Origin of the sequence: Bartonella sp. AP57NXGY (assembly GCF_042195805.1) — a bacterium.
GTDB lineage: Bacteria > Pseudomonadota > Alphaproteobacteria > Rhizobiales > Rhizobiaceae > Bartonella.
On record NZ_JBHIOZ010000685.1, the window covers coordinates 1 to 535 of the forward strand.

Below are 535 nucleotides of genomic sequence, written 5' to 3' on the forward strand. Positions count from 1 at the left end.
TAAAATTCTAAAATGAGCATGACAACACCCGCAGGAAAAAAGACGTTTAGCAGAAATATCAACCAAAAGTATACGATAAAAAAACAGCTTATTTTTTCTCTATTGTTTTTTACTGGATTATTTTGTTGATCAATTGTGTGACCCCGTTGCTGGATAGCCTCTTCTAACTGCTGAATCTTTTTTTTCAACAAATACATTAAGATGAGATAAAGCACCAATAAAACAGGCATCAAGGCAACAACAACCACCATGATGACTTCACGCAGCACAAAAAGCGCCAAAAGAGTGCTATCCTGCGATACACTCAACGGCCACTTGGCTTCTAATGGGATCAAAAGAGCTTTATAACCTATCCCAATAAGGATAGAAATAAGACAAATAATCATATGATCTTTATAAGAACGAAATGATTTTCCAAAAAAAAGAGAGCACCGTTTGTTATAAAATGTGGAATTTTCCCCCTTCATTTGCTCTTCCCTTTTATGCAACTGTTTGTCCCTAACTTTATAAGGACACGCATAATCTCTCAAAGCAC

At 35.7% G+C, this 535-nt stretch carries 1 protein-coding gene; it reads right to left on the reverse strand.

Annotated features, from left to right (window positions below; translation table 11 throughout):
- On the reverse strand, positions 1-467 hold a 467-nt coding region (locus ACFIL8_RS12660; protein ID WP_375690132.1), incomplete at its 3' end, for a hypothetical protein.
- Positions 468-535: the final 68 nt, after the last annotated feature.